The 8,474-nt window shown below is 67.0% G+C and carries 7 protein-coding genes and 1 pseudogene; 4 read left to right on the top strand and 4 right to left on the bottom strand.

Annotated elements, in window-relative coordinates; translation table 11 throughout:
• The first annotated feature begins 95 nt into the window (after positions 1-95).
• A complete protein-coding gene (locus tag ACFC02_RS40380) occupies positions 96-1,109 on the top strand; it encodes an aldo/keto reductase (protein WP_376367659.1) in 1,014 nt (337 codons plus the stop codon).
• Positions 1,110-1,380: 271 nt separating this feature from the next.
• On the opposite strand, the gene ACFC02_RS40375 is transcribed toward ACFC02_RS40380, so the two are convergent.
• The 4 genes from ACFC02_RS40375 to ACFC02_RS40360 all read right to left on the bottom strand — a co-directional run bounded on the left by ACFC02_RS40375 (position 1,381) and on the right by ACFC02_RS40360 (position 5,900).
• The gene (locus ACFC02_RS40375; RefSeq protein ID WP_376367657.1) at positions 1,381-2,259 is read right to left on the bottom strand and encodes a phosphotransferase; all 879 of its coding nucleotides are present in this window, start codon (positions 2,257-2,259) and stop codon (positions 1,381-1,383) included.
• Positions 2,259-3,704, bottom strand: coding sequence for an XRE family transcriptional regulator (locus ACFC02_RS40370; protein WP_376367655.1), 1,446 nt, complete (start codon positions 3,702-3,704; stop codon positions 2,259-2,261). The genes ACFC02_RS40375 and ACFC02_RS40370 overlap by 1 nt, the downstream gene beginning before the upstream one ends.
• Before the next feature lie 118 nt (positions 3,705-3,822).
• Positions 3,823-4,578, bottom strand: a complete 756-nt coding sequence (locus tag ACFC02_RS40365) for a 2'-5' RNA ligase family protein (protein WP_376367653.1) — start codon at positions 4,576-4,578, stop codon at positions 3,823-3,825.
• 8 nt (positions 4,579-4,586) lie between these two features.
• Positions 4,587-5,900 carry a hypothetical protein gene (locus ACFC02_RS40360; RefSeq protein ID WP_376367651.1) on the bottom strand — a complete coding sequence of 438 codons (1,314 nt, stop codon included), beginning with the start codon at positions 5,898-5,900 and terminating at the stop codon, positions 4,587-4,589.
• A 552-nt stretch (positions 5,901-6,452) separates the two neighbouring features.
• Here ACFC02_RS40360 and ACFC02_RS40355 point away from each other — a divergent pair.
• The 3 genes and pseudogenes from ACFC02_RS40355 to ACFC02_RS40345 all read left to right on the top strand — a co-directional run.
• Positions 6,453-7,322, top strand: a complete 870-nt coding sequence (locus ACFC02_RS40355; protein ID WP_376367649.1) for a helix-turn-helix domain-containing protein — start codon at positions 6,453-6,455, stop codon at positions 7,320-7,322.
• Complete coding sequence (locus ACFC02_RS40350; RefSeq protein WP_376367647.1) at positions 7,319-7,549, top strand: DUF397 domain-containing protein; 231 nt, start codon at positions 7,319-7,321, stop codon at positions 7,547-7,549. Before ACFC02_RS40355 ends, ACFC02_RS40350 begins: the two co-directional genes overlap by 4 nt.
• Before the next feature lie 59 nt (positions 7,550-7,608).
• A pseudogene (locus ACFC02_RS40345) lies at positions 7,609-8,391 on the top strand (SAM-dependent methyltransferase); the annotation flags it as partial.
• Between the last annotated feature and the right edge of the window lie 83 nt (positions 8,392-8,474).

The raw sequence follows: 8,474 nt of genomic DNA, 5'->3' as shown, positions 1-8,474 counted from the left end.
CGACGAGATCCTCGAACGCCTCGCCGGCTACCTGAACCGCCTACCGAACCCCAAATCCTAGATATGCAGTCCTCCCAAGACTCGGGACACTAGGCCTGCACTGTGAAGTACGCCCGGGGCGTGACACCTCCGGGGCCCCGGGGGCCGTCAGCGGCTTCCTCGACGGACTCGGGCGTGCGGTCGAGCACGTCAAGCATGGGACGGTCTTCCTCGACACGGCAGATTCGTACGGGTGCGGCCATTCGGAGCGCATGATCGGCCGGTTTGTGCGTGAACGTCAGGACGTGCCTCTCTACCTGAGCAGCAAGGTGGGCCGGGTGCGCGGCTCCGCGCCGCACCCGTTCGCCGACCGGCACATCCATCACCAGTTCGAGCAATCGTTGGAGAACCTTTACGCCGAACAACTGGACCTCTACACCCTGGAGTCCTTCGACTTCGGACCCGCGGATCGCTATCTCGGCAACGCCATCGACGCGATGCGCACACTCCGGGAACTGGAGTCCATCAAGGCGATCGGCATGCGAGGGCCGTACGCGGACTACGGGTCCTCCCCCGCGGAGTGGGAAGCGCAGGCAGAGCGGTTTCTGTACCTGTTCCGCCTGATCAAGCCAGATGTCGTCTGGACCCGATTCAACGCGTTCACGCCGGCCGTCCTGCTCGATGGCGAGGACCTGTTCTCCTTCACCGCCCGCCACGGCGTCGGCCTGGTCCTGGCCGCGCCGCTGGCGCACGGCGTCCTCACGGGGGCGGGCGGACGCACAGGGCGTTCTCCGTCTCACCTTCACCGCACCGCCTCCCAGGGCCTCGCACGGTCGACACCACTGCTCACGAAACGGATCGCCGAGGGGCTCCAGAGGCTGCGGAACACCTTCGACAGCGCGCCGGGCACACTGACGCGCCTGGCTCTGCGGTCCTGCCTGCAGCGCGGTGACAACTGCGTCGTCGTCATGGGCTTCAGCAACGGAGAGCAGGTCGAAGAGAACTACACCTGTCTGGGGCCTGCCCTCACGGAACACGAACTCGCAGTCGTCGACGAGATCTACGAACACCTCCGCGACGGGCTTCAGGTAGACGCTACGCGGCGTGTCGCCGAGGGAGCACACATCTGACAGGGCGCCTCGGAACCGTCCGTCGCCGGCCGGCCACGGGAGACTCCGCATCGTCGACCACCGCCGCCGCACGGCGGGGCCCCGGAACCTGCCGGATCCGGTCATGCAAGGCGCGGAGGTTCCTCCGCGTGGTGGGTGGGGATCGGACGGTTCGCTGCCCACCCCCAGCAGCGGTCACCGCCCGTATGAGGAAACAGATCCTGCGAATGCGGAGTCGCCAGCGCGGTCCGGCAGGGTGGTGCAACACCACGATCCGTCTTCGATCCCGCGCTCAATGAGCGCTCCATGGCGCATCGTGATCATCGTTGCGGAGAGTGGTCAGGCGGAAGGCGAGCTGTTCCACGGCTGCTCCGTCGCCCTTGTCAGCGCGTCGTATGAACGAGCCCAAGGCGTGCAGGTCTCGCATCCGGGTGAGAACCGGGAGTCCCGGCCATTGCGCTGGGTTGTAGCCGTAGGCGTGGGCGAATGCTCTGAGCTCCTGCTGAGTTCTGCCGAAGCGGACGCCCTGGAAGGTGTTCGCGAGATCGAGCTCGCGTGGGCCGAAAGCGGCCTCGTCCCAGTCGCCGAGCAGAGCGCGGGTCCCGTTCCACAGAGTGTTTCCGGGGTAGGCGTCACCGTGCACGAGCCCCTCTCCCAGCGGGAAGTCCAGGCGGCTGTATGCGTCCAAGGCCAGGACCATGGCTTCCTGGAGCCAGCTCCGGTCGCTGCCGGAGAGTGTGGAGCTCTGGTGCACCGTCTCACCAAGCGCGGCGAGGGGCTGATACGGGGGCAGTTCGATGGGTGGCGGAGGCAGACTGTGAAGCCGGCGGAGGAGCCCGCCTAGGTGCTTAGGGGACGGGGGCGTTCCCTTGGTCTGGTGGTAGTGGGTCCAGAGCGTGATCGTATAGGGCGGTCGGTCGATCGGCTGTGGGACGTTGATCGCCTCGGTGACGGCGAGGCCCTGTTCAGCGAGCCAGCGGGTCAGGGCTACGGATCTTCCAACGGCCTTGCGCTGGTCCCAGGGGCTGGCCCGGACCACGATGCGGTCATGAGGGAGAAGGTACACGGAGGTGGCGTGCCTCCGCAGCGGAGTCAGACCGCGGGCGAACAGCCCGAGGGCGCGGCACGCGTCTCGGATGGCGTCTTCTTGGGCTGTGAAGGTTGTGGTCATCACAAGGAAGGTATCCGGCTTCCCGCGTCGATAACGCGGTAGCTCGTGGCGAGGTCGGCAAGCTCACGAATGTCGCGGTTCCCGGCGAAAGCTGGCTGCCGCAGGAGCGCAGCGACGCGGTCCACGGCCTTACCGAGCTGCTGGATGCGCAGCTCCGGTGGAAGCGCGAGGGTCTGCCGCAGGCGCTCGGCCGCGCCGTCCAGGTCCCCTTGGGCGAGCCTGGCCGTGGTGATGTCGATGACGGCCAGGGCCTCGTCGCCGTACGAGCGTTCTTCGGGCGGGCCGGTGACGTACCGCTCGATGGCCGCAGTGGCGTGTTGCTCGGCAACTGCGTGCTCGCCGAGGAGGGCGAAGGTGCCGCCGAGGTAGTACTCCTGCTTGGCGACCGGAAAGCTGAGCAGGCCGCCGAACCGTTCGATCTCGTCCTTCTCCGGTGTCTCCTCGCGCGCGCGATGCAGTCGCTCGACAGCCGCGAGTGCGCGGTCGCGGTCGCCGAGGCGTGCGGCGGTGCGGGCCTCGATGGCGGCGATGCGGATGCGGGATTCGCCGGCGGGGGCGAGAGCAGCGGCGTGTTCGGTGAGCTTGAGCGCCATGCGGCTCTGCGGGGACCACTCGTTGATCAGTGCGGTGGTCCCTCGTGTCCAGGCTCGGAGACCGGTGTGATCGGCCTGCTCGGCGCAGGTCCATGCGGTGCGCACTTGGGCCATGGCCGAGCGGGTGTCTCCGAGGTTCTGGGAAGCGTGCGACAGCAACAGGCAGGTCGTGCCTCCCAGAAGGAATAGTTCCCTGGTCTGATAGGGCCGCTGCCGCCCTACGAGGAGGGCGAAGATTTGATCGCGTAATGAAAGGAGGTCGGCGAACAGCGGGAGGAGCGGCGCGTGTACGTAGTCGGTGGCAATGCGTGAGATCTCGAACGACAGGTGTTCAAGTGTGTCGTCGGTGACGTTGCTGGGTGTGACAGATGCGGCGAACACCAGCGAGGCGGCGGCAGCCTCGGCGGACAAGACACGAAGGTCGTGAGCATGCTCAGACGAGTCTGTGGTGCCCTCTGATCGGAGTCGCGCGTCCCTTGAGGGGGTGTCGAGAGCTTCATCGCTGTCTGTGGATAGGTCTGGCAACAAAAGTGAGGAAGAAGCCTCCGGCTGGGAAGCCGTGATGCGGCTGACGTCGGTGCTCAAGGGCGGGGCGAACAGTCCTACGACGGGCTGCTGGAGGAGGTGTTCGAGGATCCGGCGGGTGTCTTTCTGGGGCGTGGTCTTGATGTCGCCGGTCATCCACCGGTTGAAGGTGCGCTGGGAGACGGTGACGTCGGCGAGCCGTCGCTGACCGGTCTCGGCGGCCAGCTCCCGTGCGGCAGCGGTGAAGCGTGCCCCGAAGGTCTGACTGGTGGTCCAGCCCTTCTCCTGAACGAGCAGACGGAAGAGTGTCATCGTCTTGACCTGCATCGCACGCGCCTCTCTCACCGGCCGTAGTCAGCCTTGCCCGTCGAACACCAGCCTGACAGTTGGAACGCAACAGCGTCGTTCGTGTCCACCTCGTCCCTCATTCCTGGGCCTCTTCGGGTCAGTGTTGCCGGCGGGCGGGGGAGGGGGTGGACGAGCGCGGGCGCAGGGGCACACTGCGCACAACGCGCCAGCGGTAGGCGGGTGCCGGACGGTTCGTGCGCCAGAGCTCGACGAGTTCCACGCTGTCGATGTCCAAGGGCACCGGATCGAGGGTGCGCAGGCGGGCGACGCTCTCGATGACGGGCGCGGCGGGTCGTTCGCGGTTGGAGTACTGCACGCCCAGATGGGGGCGGAAGGCCGCGGTGGGCTTGCCCCCGGGCACGCCCGCGCGTCGCCCGGCTTCACTGAGAGCGGCATGCAGGCGGATCAGGGGCGTCCACGGCGCGAGGGAGAAGCGGACGGCTCCCCGCGATCCCGCCATCGGGTGAGCAGCGGCCCGGAACGCCGTCACCGGCATCCGTGCCGCCAGGGCGGCGACCGCCTCCAGCTGGTTGTCGGAGACCAGGTCGGTGCTGCCGATGCGCGTCAAGGTCACGTGCAGCCCGTCCTCGGGGACGCAGTCCATCTCCAGGTGTGCGAGCGCGTCCTGGCACTGCCGCGCGCGGCTGACAAGAGCGTCGGCGTCGGGAAAAGTCAGCATCCAGTAGTAGGCTCGGACGCCCTCGTGCCAACCTGGGCGCGCCCAGTGGTCCGTCATCCGCTCGACAGCGGTGAACGCTCTCCAGTCATGATCGACGACCAGGTCGGTGCTGTCGAGGTCCGGCGGCGGGCTGTGCGGGAACGCGTCGGGGAAGACGTCCAGTTCGGGCGTCACGATTCTCCCTACTGCTGCAGAGCGAGCTCGGGGCCCGAGCCGCTGACGATCGATCGGGCCTGCGGGCGCAAGCACCAGGTCCGAAGCTCCTCGGCATAGTCACTCACATCAGGCTCTGTGTGCCAGCGCCCGGCCCGCTCGTACAGTTCGTTCGCCCGCTGCCACACGGACGCGATGGGCGCGCTGGTGCCGGCGTGGAGCGCGCTGCGCCCGAGCGACATGGCGTGCTCCACCTCCGGCTGCTTGTGCTCCAGGAGCGCGGCAGCGACATCGAGCCGGACCAGGGCCCTGCTCCACTCGGAGTCGGACTCCTCGATCAGCCTGTCGATCTGTTCCCCGCAGGACAGGACCTCGCCGGTGTCGCTGAGGGACAGCCGTGCGGTCATCTCGTTGGCCAGGGTTCTGGCAAGGCTGTAGGGGGCGAAGGAGATGCACGAGGTGATCCCGCAGGGCAAGGACGGCTGCCGATCGGAGAGGTCCAGCGCCCTCCCGATGGCACGCTCCGCCCCCCTCCGGTCGCCCAGTCGAGCCAGAGCCCGCGCCCGGCCGTTGACCAGCAGCCTGATGGCCTGGCCGTCACCGGGCGCCAGGTCGATCCCGGCGGCCGCGGCCGCGTCGGCCTCGGCGTAACGGCGCTGGTAGTACAGGCTCAGCGACCGGGTCCCAGCGGCCCACATCTGCAGCGCCGTGTCCCCGACGTGTCCGGCCAGGGTCTCGGCCTGCGCGCAGTACGCCTCCGCGACCGCGGGCCTGGCCCCGGCATTGACGGCCATGTACGCCAGGAGGCCCGCCGCCTGCCCTGTCAGCCGGAACAACTCGGCCTGCACCGCCGGCAGATGCTCTCTCTCGCTGAGCCGGGCACCGAGTTCCCGGTGCAGGGCCCGGGTCTGTCCGACCAGTGCCTGCGGGCCGTGCGTCTCGTAGCGGTCGACGATCCCCTGGATCTCCCCCCGGAAGTGGTCCAGCACGACCGGGCCGGTGCTGGACTGCGTCAGCAAGTCGGTCTGCGTGACCACAGCCAGCGGGTCGTCGAAGGCACCCTCGCTCCCGAGGTCACGAGCTGCACCACCCGGCGGGGCGAACAACAACGCGACCGGCTGCTGGAAGAGGTACTCGAGGATGGTCCGAGTGTCCCGCTGAGGCATACTCCGCAGCTGACCGGCCATCCAGCGGTCGAAAGTCCGGCGCGATACGGCCACGTCCGCGAGCTGGCGTTCGCCGGTACGCTCGGCGAGCTCCCGCCCCGCCCTGGCGAAATGCATGCTGAACGTCTGGTGCGTGGTCCAGTGCCGCTCCTTGACCAGCTTGCTGAACAGAGTCATCCGTGTCGTATACACATCAACTTCCATCGCGTTCGCGGAGTGCCGGCATCGCCACGCTGCCTTCACACGCCGGGGCCGGCAGCGCCGGGCACAGAGCAACTCGCCGCAGGAGGCGGCAGAAGTCGGCCCAGGGCCGCTTCGCCTGGCGCTCCCGTCGGGGCAGGCCCCTTAGCCGGCACTCGGCGTACGGGCGCCGCGCAGCACGGACCCCTCGCAAACCCGGAGTGTCGGTCTTCGCTGCCCGATCACGAGCCGCGTGCTCGAAGCGGCTGGCGCGCACGCACCAGTTCCCCCATCGGTGCTCGTGGACCGGTATGCGGGGCAACGTGAGGCGGCGGGTGGGCATCTCGGACCTTCCTGGGGGTGAAGGCAGGGGAGCGTGCGTCCGTGCTACGTGATCTGGATCACGAGGTAACTATGCGCGCACAGCGCGTTGTTGGCAAGCCTCACTCTGCAACCTGCAGAGTTCGAGCTGCAGTCTGGTCGGCTCAAGGACACCGTGGCACACTGCTCCGGACGGCAACCGACAGCCGAAGGGGAGAGGCGACCGGCGTGAGTGAACCAAAGTCGGCCCCGACCGTGCTGGCCATCGTCCTCGGCCGGCGCCTGGCCGCTCTGCGCGAGGCAGCAGGCTTCACCGCCGTACAGGCTGCCAAGCAACTGCGGATCGCCCAGACGACCGTCACCCGGATGGAAAAGGCCGAGACCTCCCTCAAGTACGCCACCGTCAAGACCCTCCTCGAGGTCTACCGCGTCCCTCAGGACGAGATCAGCGAATTCCTCGCCCTCCTCGACAAGGCGGCCACACCCGGCTGGTGGCAGAGCTTCCGCGACGCCCTGCCGGGCTGGTTCGGAGTCCACGTATCACTGGAGAACGCCGCGACCGACATCCGCGGCTACGAGCCCGGAGTCATTCCCGGCCTGCTGCAGACGCCGGACTACGCACGCGCCGTCATGGAGCGAGGGCTGCCCCGCATGCCGGCCGACGTGCTCGAGCGACGCGTCGACCTTCGCAGCAGACGCCAGGGCATCCTCACGCGCAAGGACCCGGCGCCTCCTCAACTATGGGTAATCACGGACGAGACGAGCCTGCGACGCGCGGCCGGAAGCCGCGCCGTCATGCGTGAACAGATAGAACACCTCCTGGACGTGGCGGACCTTCCGAACGTCACCCTGCAGGTGTGCCCTTTCGAAGCCGGCCTCCACCCGGGTGCCTTCGGTCCCTTCACTGTTTTCCGGTTCGAGATACCAGAACTTCCCGACATCGTCTGCACCGACAGCCTGAGTCGTGCCGGATACAGCGAAGAAAAAGTAGAAGTAGCTTTGTTCCGTGAGGCGTTGGGGCAGATGAGTGTATACGGTTTGTCGAAACAGGAAACCAAGAGATTCCTTGGTGATATCCGCAAGGAGCTGTATCTATGAGCCACGTCCACCGTGCCACCGCGGAACTCGGAGCGGAGCAGTGGGTCAAGCCCTGGAGCGGCAGCAACGGCGGCAACTGTGTAGAGGCGAAAAGCCTCGGTGACGGGTATGTAGCACTCCGGCAGTCGACAGACCCTGACGGACCGGCCCTCATCTGCGAGCCGAGTGAGATCGCGGCCTTCATCCTCGGCGCTAAGGCGGGGACCGCCGACTTCCTTCTTTCCTGAACCCGCAGGTTCGCAGTCCAGACGCCGAGAACCAGACCCGGAAGGCGCGCAGAACCACAATGCCGTTAAATCCCATCGACACCAGCCGCCCCCACCCCGCCCGTATGTATGACTACTACCTCGGCGGCAAGGACAGCTACCCCGTAGACGAGGAAGCCGCCAAGAAGGTCATATCTTTCCTGCCGGCTATCCAGACCGCTGCCCGAGCCAACAGGGCCTTCATGAGGCGTGCCGCCCGGATCCTTGCCGACCGCGGCGTGCGTCAGTTCCTCGACATCGGAACCGGAATCCCGACCGAGCCCAACCTCCACCAGGTCGTCCAAGCGGTGCACCCTCAATCACGCATAGTCTACGTGGACAACGACCCCGTCGTCCTCCGCCACGCGGAGGCGCTTCTGCGGAGCACACCGGAGGGGTCGACGAAGTACATCGAAGCGGACGTCCGCGAGCCCGAGAAGATCCTCGAAGAAGCCAAGGAAATCCTCGACTTCGAGAAACCGATCGCCCTCTCACTCGTGGCCCTCCTGCACTTCGTCTCCGACGAGTACAAGCCCTACAACCTCGTCCACGAACTCCTGACCGCTCTTCCCTCCGGCAGCTTCCTCACGCTCTCGCACGTGACAGGAGACTTCGACGCTGCCGCCTGGGACAGAGCCGTCCAAATCTACCGTGCCAGCAGCGTGCCAGCACAGGTACGGTCACAAGCCGAATTCGCTCGATTCTTCACAGGCCTCGCCCTAATCGACCCTGGTGTCCAAGTCGTCACCGACTGGCACCCAGAGCCGGATCAAGAGGTCACTGGCGAACAGGTACCGCTCTACGTCGGCGTCGGGAGGTTTCCCCCTGGTCGTGGACACCCTGGACACTGGAACTATGAAGTTCCAGAGATCAGGAGTTCCCGTTGGGGACCTACAAGTACTCGGAT

The organism is Streptomyces sp. NPDC056160 (assembly GCF_042268205.1).
Classification (GTDB): Bacteria; Actinomycetota; Actinomycetes; order Streptomycetales; family Streptomycetaceae; genus Streptomyces.
This window is presented reverse-complemented; position numbering and strand designations above follow the sequence as displayed.

Coding starts and splice junctions, on each gene's coding strand:
- ACFC02_RS40375 (WP_376367657.1), bottom strand. CDS start 2,259: ATGACCACAACCTTCACAGCCCAAGAAGACGCCATCCGAGACGCGTGC.
- ACFC02_RS40370 (WP_376367655.1), bottom strand. CDS start 3,704: ATGCAGGTCAAGACGATGACACTCTTCCGTCTGCTCGTTCAGGAGAAG.
- ACFC02_RS40360 (WP_376367651.1), bottom strand. CDS start 5,900: ATGACTCTGTTCAGCAAGCTGGTCAAGGAGCGGCACTGGACCACGCAC.
- ACFC02_RS40350 (WP_376367647.1), top strand. CDS start 7,319: ATGAGCCACGTCCACCGTGCCACCGCGGAACTCGGAGCGGAGCAGTGG.